Genomic DNA, 14,043 nt, shown 5'->3' with positions numbered 1-14,043 from the left:
CGCGAATGCGTCCGACCAGACAATCTGATGTTGAATGGCTGACCGCATTCGCCAGCAAGCCGGCTCCTACAATGGCTTTTCTCAATTCCTTGGAACACCCATGATTCAACTCCGCCCCATGACCGCCGAAGATTTCAAGGGTTTCTGGCCCACGTTCCAGGCGGTGGTCCAGGCTCAGGAAACCTACGCCTACGACCCTGGCCTGACATACGAGCAAGCCCTGCACCTGTGGCTCGAATACCCGCTGCACACGCTGATCGCCGAGGAAGACGGCGTGTTGCTCGGCAGCTATTACCTCAAGGCCAACGCAGCCGGGCCTGGTAGTCACGTGTCCAACTGCGGCTACATGGTCACGCCGGCGGCGCGAGGCCGAGGCGTCGCGCGGTTGATGTGCGAGCACTCGCAGCAACTGGCCGTCGACAGCGGCTTTTCTGCCATGCAATTCAATTCCGTGGTGTCGACCAACGAGGTCGCCGTCGCGCTGTGGAAAAAACTCGGTTTCGAGGTCGTCGGCCGCCTGCCCCGCGCCTATCGCCACGCAAAGCTGGGGATGGTCGACTGCCTGGTGATGTACAAATGGCTGGCCGAGATGCCCGCCTCACGCAAGGCCAAAAGCCCATTGCTGATAGGACGCAAGAACATCGAATCGGTGATCTCGCGGCCAAGGCGCAAGGCCCCGGACACACCCGCCTGATTATTTTCCCGACACGTTGGAAGCCCGCTTGTTCCGACGCCACTCAACGGCAGGACGATCCTGCCTTGCAAGCTGCCGCTGCGTCCCGGCCCTTCATGCGCGAAACGGTTGCGGCGAGCAAAACCAACGCCCGCGTGGTGTGAAAACGACCCTCAAACCCACGGTTCGCGATTTTCACGCACCCCATGGCGCTTTCGAACTTGCCGGAATGCCATCTCTCTACGATTCTGTATGCACCGCCCGACAAGGTGGCGGAGCTCACAAATACGCGCCGGAGAGGCCAGCATGACGACCGTAGCCGAACTACTGAAGTTGAAAGACAAGCACCACGATGAAGTTCATACCGTCAGACCGGACCAGATGGTCATCGACGCGATCAAATTGATGGCCGAGATGAACATCGGTGCCGTACCGGTGGTTCAGGGCGGCAAGGTGGTCGGGATCGTCAGCGAGCGCGATTACGCACGCAAGATGGAACTGGCCGGGCGCGCCTCGGTGGGCACGCCGGTGAGTGAAATCATGACCCATGATGTGAAAACGGTGGGTCCGCACGCGACGGTCGATCACTGCATGCAGATCATGACTGACCGCCGCCTGCGCCACCTGCCGGTGGTGGAACATGGCCATCTGGTGGGTTTGCTGTCGATCGGTGACCTGGTCAAGGCCGCCATCGCCGAACAGGCCAGACTGATCGACAAAATGCAGGAATACATTCGCGGCGAGAGTTATTGAGTTAACGGCAGCATCCAGACCTGTAGGCGTGGGCTTGCTCGCGATCGGTACATCAGACACGTTGAGGGTGGCTGAATCAACGCAATCGCGAGCAGACTCACGCCTACAGGGTTAACGCCTGAATCGTTTCAACGCACCTTGAAACGATCAATCATCGCCACCAGCCTTTCGTTGGACGCCACCAGTGCGTCGACGCTGGTATCGGTCTGCTGACCGCAACCGACCAGTTCCCCCACCATGTGCCTAATCGCGACCATGTTCTGATTGATCTCCTCGGTCACAGCGCTTTGCTGTTCAGCGGCCGTGGCGATATGGGCGCTGAGGTCGTGGATGCGCAGCACCGAACCTGCCATCCCGTCCAGCCCTTCGTTGACCCGCGAGGTGCGGTCGGCGGTGGATTGGCAACTGACCTTGGTTTTCTGCATGGCGCCCACAGCGGTGCTCACGCCCTGTTCCAGTCGCACCAGCATCTCGTTGATTTCCGACGTGCTCTGTTGGGTACGTCCCGCCAGCGCCCGTACTTCATCGGCCACCACCGCAAAGCCCCGGCCCTGCTCGCCCGCCCGCGCCGCCTCGATGGCCGCGTTGAGCGCCAACAGGTTGGTTTGCTGGGCGATCCCGCCGATCACACCGAGCACATCGGTAATGCGCTTGGCATCGACCTGCATTTCCTGCACGTATTGGGTCGCGTCTTCAACCTCGGCCACCAGCGCCAGAACGCTGACCGACGCCTCATCCACCACATCCCTCGAGCGTTTCGCTGCATCGTTGGCCGATTGGGTAAAGCTGGCCGTCTGCGTGGCGCTTTCGGCAACGCTGTCGGCAGTGGCGCTCATTTCGTTGATCGCGGTGACAGCCTGATCGGTTTCCGACGCGTGGCGATTGAGGATCTGGTTGATGTTGCGCGACTGGTCCTGCAACTGCACCAGGCCTGCGGAGATCTGTTCGGTGCCGCTGCGGACCTCGACGATCATGGCCTGCTGGAAGGCGATGAATTTGTTCACCGACTGACCCACGGCATCCAGTTCGTCCTGGCCTTTGATCGGGATACGCCGGGTCAGATCGGCCTCACCCGAGGACAGTGCGTCGATGTTGTTGCGCAGCACGGTCAGTCGGCCCAGCAGGCGACTGAAGGCCAAACCCAGCACCGCCAGTAGCACAAGCACCAGCGGGATCTGCAGCCAGCCGAGGGTTTTCATCACATCGGTGCTGCTGGCGGTGAGCATCGACGTCGGCAGCGACGTGGCAATCAACCAGGGCGTACCGACGACCGGACGCAGAAAGAACGTCAGGTCGCCCAGTTGCGGGTCCTTGTATTCTCGGGAATACACAGCGTCGCCGGAAACCTGAGTCAGGCCGTCCTGAATGGATTTGGCGAACATCGACTGGCCGCTGAACGCCGAGATGTTCTTGAGGATGATGTCCCCGGGAATGCGGCTCTGGTTGGTCAGCACCTTGCCGTCACGCTCGACGATCATGACCTGGCCCTGGATGTCCTTTTCCTTCTCCTGAATCAGGCCGTTAAAGAAGCCCAGCGTGACGTCGATGGTCGACACCCCGTACAACGCGCCGTCCTTGTAGATGCCCATGGCGCAGTTGGTGCGCGGCTGCGGGCTGGCTTCGTCCTGATAGGCCGCTGCCCAGGCGCACTTGCCTTTGGGCGCGTTCTGCCCGGCGCGGTGCCAAGGCTGTTCCCAATAGTTGGGCGCCGGATCGGAGTTCCAGTAAGTGCTCACCACCAGTTGGCCGCTGCCATCGCGGTGATAGAACGTGCTGTGTTTGTTGCGACCCGGCGTGCGCTTGTCCGGCATCGGCCAGACGCCGCCGCCGAAGACCTTGGCGTCACCGTATTGGTCGACAAGACCCGGCAGCACCTTGTCGATGGCATCGCTGTCCAGCAGCGGCACCGCCTGAGTAATGGCCCGGGACTGGGCTTCGACCCTGGCCAGGTCAGAGAGAATCCGCGTGCCGATCTGATCGACCTGATTGAGCACCAGTTGCTCTTGCGAAGCACGAACCTTGGGCGTAACGAGGTATTCGATACCCTGTTCGGTAATGACCGCGATCACGACGATCAGCGCCACAAATATGACCGTATAGCGCGCCTGCACTGTTTTAAACATCGTCGACCCCTTGGCTTGAAAATTTGTTGTTGTTTTTGCACAACGCCAAAAGAGTTATCGACTGAAAAAAAGGAAGGATGAGCCTCGGCGATGAAAGGTTTCATCACCGCTGGAAAGATCACTGCACCGGCAGGAAATTCAGGAACAGCAGGCTCTGGGCGTAGTTCAGACCGATCCGTCGGTAGCGCTCGTCGAGCATCTGCGTCAGCAGGTCCAGGCGCGCGACGATCTTGCCGAATTCGGTGGCAAAACTGAGGTTGCTGCCTTCTTCCGAAATCTCGTTCGAAAACAGCATCAACTCGCCGTTGGCATTCTGGCGCTGGCTCAGCAACCAGGTGGCTTTCTCGATGTTACGCGCGGCGTTGCTGACAAATGTGGGGTTGATCTGGTCGGTCATGAAAAACTCAAGTCGCCCGCCGTGCGCGGTGACCAGCATACTGCCGATGGCGTAGATAAAGGCGCCGACACGGTCTCCGAGGAATTCAGGGCTCAAGGCATAGCTCAGGGCGGCAAGGTCACGGCGATTGCCCAATTGCGCCAAAGGTGTTCGCTGCTCGATGGCGTTGCGCACATTGCGCTCGGCGGACCGCGCGTCGACGAATCCTGACTTGCGCCACTCTGCCGGGTTGCGCAGGTACAGCTTGTTCATCAAAAGATACAAACTTTCCAGGTTGTCGTGCATGGCCAGTGTTGCCATGCGATCCACGCTGGTCTGGAAAAACTCCTGAGGGCGGGTTTCGCTGAATTGTGTCGCCACGTCGCGCCCGTCCTGTCGGGTGCAACCGGCGGCGCAGAGCATCAGCGTGCACACCGCAAGCGTTGCGCGAACGCTGCGGTGGAAGTAAGAACAGCAAGAAACACAGACCATCGATCACAAGCTTCAGCATCTGGACGTCACGCGGATCGTCACGTCCTGGCCATGGATAGAGCCGCAAATCGGCAAAAAGTGCGACAAGCGGATGATATCGGGCTCAAAGGCGGGTCTGGCTCGAGGTCGATCCCGCCCTGCGACGCTTCCGGGATTTGACGCCGCCCTCACCTTTCACCAAGCTAGCCGCCTTCACTTTGTTTTCAGGAAACACCCCGCGTGATGACCACAAGCCTGCACTGGCGCCGCTTTTTGTTCTGCCTCGCTCCGCTGATCGCACTGCTCGCTGCCTGCGACGGTGGCGCGCCCAAAACCAAACCTTCCGAGGCCACGACGTACGTCAGCGTGGAATGGGACAAGCTGCCCGCCGTCAGCGACCAGGACTTGATGGCGGGTTACAACAGCTGGTTTTCAGCGTGCAAGCGTCTGGCCAAAGACCCGGTCTGGGGCCCCACCTGCGCCATGGCCGCACAGGTACAACCGAACCCTGCTGCGGTTCGCGACTTTCTCAAGAACCAGCTGCAGGTCTATAGCCTGCGGTCGTCGGAGCATGGCGCCAACGGCCTGATCACCGGGTACTACGAGCCGATTTACAAAGGCAGCGAACAGCACAACGATCAACACCCGGTGGCGATCTATGGCGTGCCGGATGACCTGATCATCGTCAACCTCGACAGCATCTACCCTGAACTCAAGGGCAAACGCTTGCGCGGCCGCCTGGACGGTCGTGTCCTGCGTCCTTACGACGACGCCGCCACCATCGGCGAGAAAGGCGTTAACGCACCGGTGCTCGCCTGGCTGGAAAATCCTATTGACCTGCAATTCCTACAGATTCAGGGTTCGGGCCGGGTGCAACTCGACAACGGCCGGCAGCTGCGCATCGCCTACGCCGACCAGAACGGCCATCCGTACAAACCGGTCGGTCGCTGGCTGGTGGAACAAGGCCAGTTGACCAAGGACGAGGTGTCGATGGGCCGGATTCGTGACTGGGCCATCGCCCATCCCGAGCGGGTCAATGAGCTGCTGGGGAGCAACCCGAGCTACGTGTTCTTTACCCTGCGCCCTGACAGCAACGAAGGCCCACGCGGGTCGCTCAATGTGCCGCTGACGGCCGGTTACAGTGTGGCCATCGACCGCAAGGTGATTCCGCTGGGCAGCCTGCTGTGGTTGTCTTCGACCCGACCTGACGGCACGCCGCTGGTTCGGCCCGTTGCCGCGCAAGACACCGGCGGCGCTATTGCCGGCGAAGTCCGTGCCGACATGTTCTGGGGCACCGGCGATGCCGCGGGCGAACTGGCGGGCAACATGAAACAACAAGGACAAATCTGGATGTTGTGGCCCAAAGGCGCAGCATTGCCTAACGCCAAACCCAAGGGATGACGGCGCATGAGTGCAGAACCGATAGCGAGTGAAACGGTGACGCTGACCGGCGACGCCGTGGCGTTGGTGCCATTGCAGGCCGAACATGCCGCGCGGCTGTTGCAGGCTGCGGGGGATGGCGAGCTCTGGAATATGAAGGTTACGGTCGTGCCGGGACCGGCGACCGTCGATGCCTATATCGCGACCGCACTGGCCGGGCGCCAGGCGGGCACCGTCATGCCCTTTGCCATCGTACGCCGTGACACGGGGCAGATAGTGGGCAGCACACGCTTCTGGAAGATCGACCGCAAGAACCGCAAGCTGGAAATCGGCCATACCTGGCTGAGCCAGTCGGTCCAGCGTTCAGGCCTGAACACCGAAATGAAATACCTGCTGCTGACGTATGCGTTCGAGGTGATGCAGTGCGTGCGCGTGCAGTTCACGACAGACGAGCTCAACGAAAAGTCCCGGGCGGCCATCCTGCGCATCGGCGCGACGCAGGAAGGCATCGTGCGCCATGAACGCATCATGCCCGATGGCCGCAAGCGTAATTCGGTACGGTTCAGCATCATCGACGATGAGTGGGCGCACGTGAAAGCCATGTTGCAGCAGAAGATCGAGCGTTTGCGCTGATCCTTCCAGTGCGGCGCCTGTTCTCAAAACCGGTTTCGGGTTGATCTGAAACCGGTTTCAGGTATAACAGGACGTCTGTCTTCCTTCATTCCTACGTCAGTTCCTCAGATGAATACCACCACCACTACTCCCGATGAATTTCATATGGGCTGGCTGCTCTTCGCACTCGCCATGGGCGCGTTCGCGATTGGCACGACCGAATTCGCGTCCATGACGCTGCTGCCGTTCATTGCGAGCGACTTTCAGACCACCCAACCGCTGACCGGACATGCCATCAGCGCCTACGCACTGGGTGTGGTCGTCGGCTCTCCGGTGATCATGGTGTTGGGCGTGAGGCTCCCGCGCCGGGCATTATTGGTGGGGCTCGCGGCCTTCATCGGCATCGCCAACGCCCTCAGCGCGATTGCACCGAGCCTGCCGTGGTTGGTGTTCTTCCGATTTCTCAGTGGCTTTCCTCACGGCGCCTACTTTGGTGTCGCGATGCTCCTCGCCGCCTCGCTGGTCCCGAAAAACCAGCGCGCCCAAGCGGTGTCCCGCGTGTTCATGGGGCTGACCATCGCCACCATCATCGGCGTGCCGTTCGCCACCTGGATCGGCCAGACCGTCGGGTGGCGCTGGGGCATGGCCATCGTCGCGGTGCTGGCGGCGATCACCGCCTTGCTGATTCGCAGCCTGGCGCCCGCCTCGCCTGCGCAAGCTGATGCCAGCCCGCTGCGCGAACTCAATGCGCTGCGCTCCCGGCAGGTGTGGCTGACGCTGGGCATCGCGGGTATCGGGTTCGGTGGTGTGTTCTGTGTTTACACCTACCTGGCGGCGACCCTGATCGAAGTGACCCACGCGTCGAACTTCATGATTCCCGTGGTCATGGCCGTGTTCGGCCTGGGCACGACGGTCGGTAACCTGGTCTGCGGCTGGGCGGCGGATCGCGCCACCATGCGCGCCGCCGGTATTTCACTGGGTTTCACGGCACTGGTACTCGCCCTTTACCCCTCGGCCCTGAAAACCTGTGGCTGCTGATCCCGCTGGTGTTCTTCATCGGTTGCGGCGTGGGGCTTGCCGCGATACTGCAAACCCGCCTGATGGACGTCGCGCCCCACGCTCAATCCCTGGCGGGCGCGCTGGTGCAGAGTGCGTTCAACCTCGCCAATGCCATTGGCCCGTGGGTCGGCGGTATCGTCATCGCCGCCGGTTTTAGCTTGCCAGCCACCGGCTATGCGGCCGCAGCGCTGACCCTGGGCGGGTTGGGGATGTGGTATTGGGCGCTGACCGATGCGCGCCGCGCAGAGCAACGATTCGCGCGGGACGCCGCGAGTCAGGCTTGATTGCACGTGATGGGTCATGCAGCTGCGACACCGTGTCATCAACCGGCGGGCCGAAAAAACCTTGTCCCGAATGACTGGGCAGGCATAATCCCGCCTATCTTTGTCCGCAATGAGTAACATCGCTTTGAAACACGCGACATCTTGTTCAGATCCCGCCATGGCCAGCAGTTGCGCCAATGGCTCCGTGCGTCGGGCTTCTCGCCGCTTGGGTCAAATCTACGATGACGCTTTCGTGGCCTGCGGGTTGAAAGCCACCCAGTATTCATTGCTGTCGCAAATCGCGCGCAGCGGTCAGCCCAAGATGCGCGATCTCGCTCAGGTCCTGGTCATGGACCTTTCGGCCTTGGGCCATACCCTCAAACCCCTGGTCCGCGATGGCTTGGTAGAGCTGCAAGTCGACGAATCCGATCGTCGCAGCCGGCGCGTGCTGCTGACGGAAGCGGGCCAGAAGAAATACGCCGAAGCCCGCAAGATTTCCGAACGCGTGTCTCAGGTATTCGACAAGACCTTTGGCGTGGAAGAGACCGTAAAGCTGCGTGAAGCGCTGGACTTCATCGCCTCGGAAGACTTCGCACGATCGCTGCTCGACAAATTGCAGTCGGGTGACGCCTGAACCGGCTCATCCAAGCCGATCACCAGCACAGGTACCGCTCAGGTGTCGATTCACGCTGACTAACGATCCGGCTCCTCATCAGGCGCCGGAAACAGGGTGTTGACGGTCGCCCGATGAGCGTTGCGCACCGGTGCCATGGCGGCCGATTCAGCGAGTTTCGTCGCCATCTCCCAATGCCGCGCGTCCTGCCCCTCAGGCCGCCCTTCGGTCTCCCAAATCAATTGCGCGAGTTGACGAACAGTCTCTTCGTCGACATTCATGCATGCCCCCCTTTCATATCTCTGCAGTCCGTTCCCCGCCCGCGGGTACACCTCAAGGTCCGTATCGACCTGATGTCCCGACAAGCCGGAGACAAGACGGTATTGAGCCCAGGGCACAGACGTGCTCTCACAGCGTTTATGCGAACTGGCAAGCGAGAACCGGCCCCCGGGTTCTCTGCGCATCGTTAAGATTCCGCGATGGCGCTTCACGAAGAGTCCTCCTCAAGGATGGTTACGTTTAAGCAGCAGACTGACGAGCAGCCCGACGCCCGCCGCCGCGCCTAGCGCAATCCACGGATTGGCTTTGACGTAATGCCTGGCATCATTCAGAACCCGAGTGACAGGCGGCTGCCCCTCCACATGGACCGCAGCCTCCGCAGAACCCTTCAGAAAGGCTGCCAACCGCTCCCGCGCCAGCGCGGTCCGGTCTTCATTCAGCGCATCCCCAGCAGCGAGCAATGCGTTGGTTTCATCGAGAAACGTATTCAACTGAGCACGGGTTTTCTCGTACAGATTGTCGCTCAAGGTATCGGTCAGATTATTGATCGTCTGGTTCATAGGGATTACCGAATTCAGGGTGTCGAAATGGGTTGACCAAAGCCGGAATCTATTTGTTCCGAATTAAATAAAAGAACGCATGGAGCGTGCCAGAGCGGGTCTGTGCGTCAGCTGCGAGCGTCCTGGGACCCTCAAACCGGATTGCCCGACGACGTGTCGGGCGCGCACAAGGGCTGATCAACGGCCGCCCGGCACAGAGCCCGTTTTCTTGTGATCGTCCGCAGAGGGATCAGGATCGTTGCTGGTTCGCGCGGGATGCAGAGGGTCCACAGCCGGATCGGACACATCAGGCGACTCGGGGTCGAATCCCAGCTCTTCATCCGCAGGGTCTGGTTGACCCGCACCGCCCTGCGCGCGCGGGTCGAAGCCGGTTTCGTTGTCGGCCTGGCTGTTTACGCCTTTCTGGGAAATGTTGCCGGGCGCGTTTGGATTGATCTCCATCTCGACTCTCCTCGTTTTTGCGCACGATAACCGCGCGTAGACATGGGATACGTGAGGGAGTCAGGAGTGCCCGGAGATGGACGAGCGGTGGCAATCGCCCCATACGGGCAGACGCCTGAGTCGAAGATGGCGTCGTTCAACGCCACCCTTGACATCGGGCAGGCACCGGGGACCCGGTGCCGGAAGCGGGCTTATTTTGGCGCGATCGCGCCATCGACCAACACCTGCGCCTCGGCCACCAGGCGCTTGAGGTGCTCCTCGCCCTTGAAGCTCTCGGCATAGATCTTGTAAATGTCTTCAGTGCCCGAAGGACGCGCTGCAAACCAGCCATTCTCGGTCATGACCTTCAAACCGCCAATCGCCTGATCGTTGCCCGGCGCCTTGCTCAGGATGGCGGTGATCTTCTCGCCCGCCAGTTCCGTCGAGGTCACTTGCTCCGGCGACAGCTTGCTCAGCAAAGCCTTCTGCTCGAAGTTGGCCTTGGCCTCAACGCGGGTCGACACCGGTTCGCCTAACTCATCCGTCAGCGCCTTGTACATTTCGCTCGGATCACGCCCCTTGCGAGCGCGGATTTCGGCCGCCAGCAACGCCGGGATCAGACCATCCTTGTCCGTGGTCCAGACCGTACCGTCACGGCGCAGGAACGACGCACCCGCGCTCTCCTCGCCACCGAAGCCCAATGAACCGTCATACAAGCCTTCGGCGAAGAACTTGAAGCCCACCGGCACCTCGTACAGGCGACGACCCAGACGCTGAGTCACGCGGTCGATCATGCCGCTGCTGACCACCGTCTTGCCCACTGCCGCGTCGGCGCGCCAGTCAGGGCGGTTCTGGAACAGGTAGTCGATGGACACCGCGAGGTAATTGTTCGGCGCCAGCAGGCCACCGGTCGGGGTCACGATGCCGTGGCGGTCGTGGTCCGGGTCGCAGGCGAAGGCCACCTGAAAACGGTCCTTGAGACCGATCAGACCTTGCATCGCGAAGTTCGACGACGGGTCCATGCGGATCTTGCCGTCCCAGTCGACGCTCATGAAGCGGAAGGTCGGGTCGACGAACTTGTTCACCACGTCGAGGTTCAGGCCGTAGTGCTCACCGATCGCCGACCAGTAGCGCACGCCCGCGCCGCCCAGTGGATCGACGCCCAGACGCAGGTTGGCGCCACGAATCGCGTCCATATCGATGACGTTTTTCAAGTCGGCGACGTATGTATTGAGGTAGTCATGGCGGTGAGTGGTGTCGGCGCGCAGCGCCTTTTCCAGGGTCACGCGGGTCACGCCGACGATTTTCTCGGCGAGCAGTTCGTTGGCCTTGTTTTCGATCCACTTGGTGATGTGGGAGTCGGCCGGACCGCCATTGGTAGGGTTGTATTTGAAGCCGCCACTCTCCGGCGGATTGTGCGACGGCGTAATGACGATACCGTCCGCAAGCCCTGATGTGCGGCCGCGGTTATAGCAAATGATGGCGTGGGACACGGCGGGCGTCGGTGTGTACTCGTCACCTTCGGAAATCATCACGTTGACACCGTTGGCGGCCAGGACCTCCAGCGCCGACGCGGCGGCAGGCGTGGACAACGCGTGGGTGTCGGCCCCGAGAAACAGCGGGCCGTCGATGCCGTTCGCCTGGCGATACAGGCAGATGGCTTGACTGATTGCCAGCACATGCCACTCGTTGAAACTCAGGTCGAACGAGCTGCCACGGTGGCCAGAAGTACCAAACGAAACCCGCTGGGTGGCGACAGAAGCGTCCGGCTGACCGGTGTAATACGCCGTCACCAGGCGAGGAAGATCGACCAGCAATTCTGCAGGCGCCAGTTTGCCTGCGAATGGACTGATACTCATGCGAAACCTCCGTGGATGGAAAACCGTGATTAGTAATGACTAACGAAAAATAAAAGATGCTCGGCGAAGCGAAAAAAGCCTGAAACCCGCTACAGCGCGGCAGTTTACTGGCAGTTGGACCGCCCTGCTCGGCTATCGATCCGTAAACGCTTGAGACAATTAGCAGAGCGCCTTCAAAGTTGCCACCAGGCGGGCAACAATTGCTGAATCTTGCGTTCGGCGAAACGGTCATCGATCAGCATCACCACGCCGCGATCGTCTTGCCCGCGAATCACCCTCCCCGCGGCCTGCACCACTTTCTGCATGCCGGGGTAAAGATAGGTGTAGTCGTAACCCGCGCCGAACAACAGGCCCATGCGGTGTTTAAGTTGCTCGTTGACGGGGTTGATCTGCGCCAGCCCCAGGGTCGCGATGAAGGCGCCAATCAAGCGCGCGCCTGGAAGGTCGATCCCTTCGCCGAAGGCGCCGCCCAACACGGCGAAACCCACGCCTTGGCTGTCCGGGGTAAAGCGGTCGAGAAACGCCTGCCGGTCGGCTTCAGCCATGCCACGGGACTGCTGCCACATTGGAACGTGCGGATGGGTTGCCGCCATCAAGTCGGCCACCTGTTGCAAGTAATCAAAACTGCTGAAAAACGCCAGGTAGTTGCCCGGCCGCGCCTGAAACTGCTCGGCCATCAGCGCGACAATCGGTCCAAGCGAGGCCTGCCGGTGGGTGTAACGCGTGGAAATGCGACTGACGATGTGCACGTCCAGTTGCGCGCGCTGGAACGGCGACTCCACGTCGACCCACGCCGTGTTATCCGGCAGCCCCAACAGATCACGGTAGTAGTGACGAGGGTTGAGCGTGGCAGAAAACAGCACCGTGCTCCGAGCGGCGGTCAGGCGCGGGCGCACGAATCCCGCCGGGACCACGTTGCGCAGGGTCAACCGCGAGAGCGCTTTTTTGCCTGTCTCTCGTTTGCTGATATCGAACAGATAGTGCGCGTCGAACAACTCGGCAATGCGCCCGAACTGAAGGGCGTCGAAGTAGAAACGTTGCAGCTCACCATTCGCCGCCTGCGGATGGTCGTTGAAGTAATCGCCGAACGCCGCGACGCACAGCGTGAGGCTGGCGAGAAACTTCGCGGGCGTACCGGGGTAAGCCTGATACGGCGCGACCTGATCCTTGTGCAGCGCGTTCCATTCACGATTGACCCGTTGCAGGGATTTCTTCAACGGCTCCGGCGCCACCTGTCGCACCTGGTTCATCGCGTGCTGATCGAGGCTTGCGCTGTACATCTGCCGGGCGCGTTCCACCATGTTGTGCGCCTCGTCCACCAGCACTGCAACGCGCCACTGATTGAACTGGCACAGCCCGAACAGCAAGGCGCTGAGGTCGAAATAATAGTTGTAATCGGCGATGACCACGTCAGCCCAACGCGCCAACTCCTGGCTCAGGTAATACGGACAGACCTGATGCCGCAACGCGACATCGCGCAGACCCGCCTGATCCAGCCACGGAGAGGTCAACGCCTCGCTGCGCGCGGCCGGAAGCCGGTCGTAAAAGCCTTTGGCCAGCGGGCAGGAGTCACCGTTGCAGGCGTTGGTCGGGTACTCGCAGGCCTTGTCCCGGGCGACCAGTTCCAGCACCCGCAAGCTGAGTTGCGGCGCGCTGCGGCCGATCACGCTCAAGGCGTCGAGCGCCAGCTTGCGGCCTGGGGTTTTAGCAGTGAGGAAGAACACCTTGTCCAGCTTCTGACTCGGCGCCGCTTTGAGCATCGGGAACACCGTGCCGATGGTCTTGCCGATGCCGGTCGGCGCCTGCGCCATCAGACAGCGCCCCGTGCTGACAGCCTTATAGACGGACTCGGCCAAAACCCGCTGGCCGCTGCGAAATTCGGGATGCGGAAACCTGAGCGCGGTCAGCGCCTGATTGCGCTCCTGAACATGGGCCACTTCCTGCCGCGCCCACTGCAGGAAGATCTCGCAGTGCGCCTCGTAAAACGCTTTGAGTTGCGCCGCTGAATACCGCTCGCGAATCACCGTTTCCTGCTCGCTGACGATATTGAAATAGACCAGCGCAACGTTCACCTCAGCCAACTGAAGTTGCTGACAGATCAGCCAGCCATAGACCTTCGCCTGCGCCCAGTGCAACTGTCGATGGTTGTCGGGCATTGCCTCAAGGTCGCCACGGTAGGTCTTGATTTCTTCCAGCTGATTGAGCGCGGCGTCATAACCGTCTGCCCTGCCCCGCACCGTCAATTCATGATAGACACCGCTCACGGCCACTTCGGGCTGGTACTGCGGTCCTCGTCGCGCCGCGACCGTGCGATGGCCTGCGATGCCTTCCAGCGCGGTGGGAGATGGTGTGAAGCGCAGATCGAGATCCCCGGCCTTGGCAGTGAATTCGCACAGCGCCCGCACGGCGACCGTATACCCGGCTTGCGGGTCGACCACCGGACTCGGTGCAGCAACAGGCAGCTCACTGGCCATAGGGCCGGAACCGGGTTCGAGCGGGAGAATAGAGGTCACGAAGTAACGCTGGCCGAAGGTTGAATACTGGACAGGCATACAGATAGCAGCTGTATGCCGTCTCTGGCAAACAAAACGGATCGGCGGGT

General features: G+C 61.1%; 14 protein-coding genes and 1 pseudogene. 7 read left to right on the top strand and 8 right to left on the bottom strand.

What is annotated here, in order from left to right; all coding sequences use genetic code 11:
• Positions 1 to 100 precede the first annotated feature (100 nt).
• Complete coding sequence (locus ABDX87_RS26930; protein WP_346830628.1) at positions 101 to 694, top strand: GNAT family N-acetyltransferase; 594 nt, start codon at positions 101 to 103, stop codon at positions 692 to 694.
• 285 nt (positions 695 to 979) lie between these two features.
• The gene (locus ABDX87_RS26925; RefSeq protein ID WP_346830627.1) at positions 980 to 1,426 is read left to right on the top strand and encodes a CBS domain-containing protein; all 447 of its coding nucleotides are present in this window, start codon (positions 980 to 982) and stop codon (positions 1,424 to 1,426) included.
• A 128-nt stretch (positions 1,427 to 1,554) separates the two neighbouring features.
• Here the strand turns inward: ABDX87_RS26925 and ABDX87_RS29370 are convergent, their stop codons facing one another.
• The 3 genes and pseudogenes from ABDX87_RS29370 to ABDX87_RS26915 form a co-directional block, all read right to left on the bottom strand.
• A complete protein-coding gene (locus ABDX87_RS29370; protein ID WP_431061285.1) occupies positions 1,555 to 2,400 on the bottom strand; it encodes a methyl-accepting chemotaxis protein in 846 nt (281 codons plus the stop codon).
• 27 nt (positions 2,401 to 2,427) lie between these two features.
• Positions 2,428 to 3,549, bottom strand: a pseudogene (locus ABDX87_RS29365) (HAMP domain-containing protein); the annotation flags it as partial.
• 118 nt (positions 3,550 to 3,667) lie between these two features.
• Complete coding sequence (locus tag ABDX87_RS26915; RefSeq protein ID WP_346830625.1) at positions 3,668 to 4,348, bottom strand: hypothetical protein; 681 nt, start codon at positions 4,346 to 4,348, stop codon at positions 3,668 to 3,670.
• A 291-nt stretch (positions 4,349 to 4,639) separates the two neighbouring features.
• Here ABDX87_RS26915 and mltA point away from each other — a divergent pair, with 291 nt between their 5' ends.
• The 5 genes from mltA to ABDX87_RS26890 all read left to right on the top strand — a co-directional run bounded on the left by mltA (position 4,640) and on the right by ABDX87_RS26890 (position 8,344).
• Positions 4,640 to 5,797 (top strand): murein transglycosylase A, encoded by a 1,158-nt coding sequence (mltA, locus tag ABDX87_RS26910; RefSeq protein ID WP_346833628.1) that lies wholly within the window; start codon positions 4,640 to 4,642, stop codon positions 5,795 to 5,797.
• Positions 5,798 to 5,803: 6 nt separating this feature from the next.
• Positions 5,804 to 6,409: a GNAT family N-acetyltransferase gene (locus ABDX87_RS26905; RefSeq protein ID WP_346830624.1), complete on the top strand. Its 606-nt coding sequence runs from the start codon at positions 5,804 to 5,806 to the stop codon at positions 6,407 to 6,409.
• 144 nt (positions 6,410 to 6,553) lie between these two features.
• Positions 6,554 to 7,426, top strand: coding sequence for an MFS transporter (locus ABDX87_RS26900; RefSeq protein ID WP_346830623.1), 873 nt, complete (start codon positions 6,554 to 6,556; stop codon positions 7,424 to 7,426).
• 8 nt (positions 7,427 to 7,434) lie between these two features.
• Positions 7,435 to 7,731 carry a hypothetical protein gene (locus ABDX87_RS26895; RefSeq protein WP_346830622.1) on the top strand — a complete coding sequence of 99 codons (297 nt, stop codon included), beginning with the start codon at positions 7,435 to 7,437 and terminating at the stop codon, positions 7,729 to 7,731.
• Positions 7,732 to 7,888: 157 nt separating this feature from the next.
• A complete protein-coding gene (locus ABDX87_RS26890) occupies positions 7,889 to 8,344 on the top strand; it encodes a MarR family winged helix-turn-helix transcriptional regulator (protein ID WP_346830621.1) in 456 nt (151 codons plus the stop codon).
• Between the two features lie 59 nt (positions 8,345 to 8,403).
• Here ABDX87_RS26890 and ABDX87_RS26885 read toward each other — a convergent pair whose 3' ends face one another.
• The 5 genes from ABDX87_RS26885 to ABDX87_RS26865 form a co-directional block, all read right to left on the bottom strand.
• Positions 8,404 to 8,604, bottom strand: a complete 201-nt coding sequence (locus tag ABDX87_RS26885) for a DUF2934 domain-containing protein (protein ID WP_346830620.1) — start codon at positions 8,602 to 8,604, stop codon at positions 8,404 to 8,406.
• 222 nt (positions 8,605 to 8,826) lie between these two features.
• Positions 8,827 to 9,162, bottom strand: coding sequence for a glycine zipper domain-containing protein (locus tag ABDX87_RS26880; protein WP_346830619.1), 336 nt, complete (start codon positions 9,160 to 9,162; stop codon positions 8,827 to 8,829).
• Between the two features lie 177 nt (positions 9,163 to 9,339).
• On the bottom strand, positions 9,340 to 9,603 hold the full coding sequence (locus tag ABDX87_RS26875; protein WP_346830618.1) for a DUF6021 family protein: 264 nt from the start codon (positions 9,601 to 9,603) through the stop codon (positions 9,340 to 9,342).
• A 191-nt stretch (positions 9,604 to 9,794) separates the two neighbouring features.
• Entirely contained in the window at positions 9,795 to 11,441 is a 1,647-nt protein-coding gene (gene pgm / locus ABDX87_RS26870; RefSeq protein ID WP_346830617.1) for a phosphoglucomutase (alpha-D-glucose-1,6-bisphosphate-dependent), read from the bottom strand.
• A gap of 173 nt (positions 11,442 to 11,614) precedes the next feature.
• Positions 11,615 to 13,915, bottom strand: coding sequence for an ATP-dependent DNA helicase (locus ABDX87_RS26865; protein WP_346833627.1), 2,301 nt, complete (start codon positions 13,913 to 13,915; stop codon positions 11,615 to 11,617).
• Between the last annotated feature and the right edge of the window lie 128 nt (positions 13,916 to 14,043).

The sequence above is a fragment of the Pseudomonas abietaniphila genome (assembly GCF_039697315.1).
Classification (GTDB): Bacteria; Pseudomonadota; Gammaproteobacteria; order Pseudomonadales; family Pseudomonadaceae; genus Aquipseudomonas; species Aquipseudomonas abietaniphila_B.
The sequence above is the reverse complement of the archived record's forward strand: the minus strand, read 5'-3'. Positions and strand labels throughout refer to the sequence as shown.

Excerpts from the sequence above, each read along its gene's own strand:
- ABDX87_RS26885 (WP_346830620.1), bottom strand. The coding sequence starts at position 8,604 with ATGAATGTCGACGAAGAGACTGTTCGTCAACTCGCGCAATTGATTTGG.
- ABDX87_RS26925 (WP_346830627.1), top strand. The coding sequence starts at position 980 with ATGACGACCGTAGCCGAACTACTGAAGTTGAAAGACAAGCACCACGAT.
- pgm (WP_346830617.1), bottom strand. The coding sequence starts at position 11,441 with ATGAGTATCAGTCCATTCGCAGGCAAACTGGCGCCTGCAGAATTGCTG.
- ABDX87_RS26890 (WP_346830621.1), top strand. The coding sequence starts at position 7,889 with ATGGCCAGCAGTTGCGCCAATGGCTCCGTGCGTCGGGCTTCTCGCCGC.
- ABDX87_RS26880 (WP_346830619.1), bottom strand. The coding sequence starts at position 9,162 with ATGAACCAGACGATCAATAATCTGACCGATACCTTGAGCGACAATCTG.
- ABDX87_RS26930 (WP_346830628.1), top strand. The coding sequence starts at position 101 with ATGATTCAACTCCGCCCCATGACCGCCGAAGATTTCAAGGGTTTCTGG.
- ABDX87_RS26865 (WP_346833627.1), bottom strand. The coding sequence starts at position 13,915 with ATGGCCAGTGAGCTGCCTGTTGCTGCACCGAGTCCGGTGGTCGACCCG.
- ABDX87_RS29370 (WP_431061285.1), bottom strand. The coding sequence starts at position 2,400 with ATGATCGTCGAGGTCCGCAGCGGCACCGAACAGATCTCCGCAGGCCTG.
- ABDX87_RS26905 (WP_346830624.1), top strand. The coding sequence starts at position 5,804 with ATGAGTGCAGAACCGATAGCGAGTGAAACGGTGACGCTGACCGGCGAC.
- mltA (WP_346833628.1), top strand. The coding sequence starts at position 4,640 with ATGACCACAAGCCTGCACTGGCGCCGCTTTTTGTTCTGCCTCGCTCCG.
- ABDX87_RS26915 (WP_346830625.1), bottom strand. The coding sequence starts at position 4,348 with ATGCTCTGCGCCGCCGGTTGCACCCGACAGGACGGGCGCGACGTGGCG.
- ABDX87_RS26875 (WP_346830618.1), bottom strand. The coding sequence starts at position 9,603 with ATGGAGATCAATCCAAACGCGCCCGGCAACATTTCCCAGAAAGGCGTA.
- ABDX87_RS26900 (WP_346830623.1), top strand. The coding sequence starts at position 6,554 with ATGGGCTGGCTGCTCTTCGCACTCGCCATGGGCGCGTTCGCGATTGGC.